The sequence below is a fragment of the Bradyrhizobium sp. Mp27 genome, from assembly GCF_029953005.1.
GTDB lineage: Bacteria > Pseudomonadota > Alphaproteobacteria > Rhizobiales > Xanthobacteraceae > Bradyrhizobium > Bradyrhizobium barranii.
On record NZ_JASAUS010000633.1, the window covers coordinates 1 to 460 of the forward strand.

At 59.6% G+C, this 460-nt stretch carries 1 pseudogene; it reads right to left on the reverse strand.

Features of this window, described 5'->3' with window-relative positions:
- Positions 1-460: pseudogene (locus QJT78_RS52100) on the reverse strand (IS5-like element ISBj2 family transposase); the annotation flags it as partial.

Genomic DNA, 460 nt, shown 5'->3' on the forward strand with positions numbered 1-460 from the left:
AAAAATTACGGGCGAGCTTGTCATATCGCGTGGCGATGCGCCGGAAGTCCTTGAGCCTGCAAAAGCAGCGTTCGATGACATTTCGTCCTTTGTAGGCGCGTTTGTTGAAGCGATGGATGACGACACGGTTAGATTTATTGGGGATTACGGGCTTGGCGCCACGACGAATGATTTCGCCGCGAAGCTTGTCGCCATCATACCCTTTGTCGGCGAGGAGCACGCTCATGGGTGGCGCGAGCGCCAGGACATCGGGAGCCGCAGCGATATCGGCATCCTGGCCTGGAGTCAGATGCAGGACGACCGGCCGGCAGAGCGGATCGCTCAGCGCATGGATTTTTGTCGTGCGGCCTCCGCGCGAGCGGCCGATTGCTTGATTGTGCTCCCCCCTTTTCCGCCGGAGGCACACCGGTGAGCTTTAATCGAGGTCGAGTCGAGCGACAGTACGACGCCGTCTTCGCCA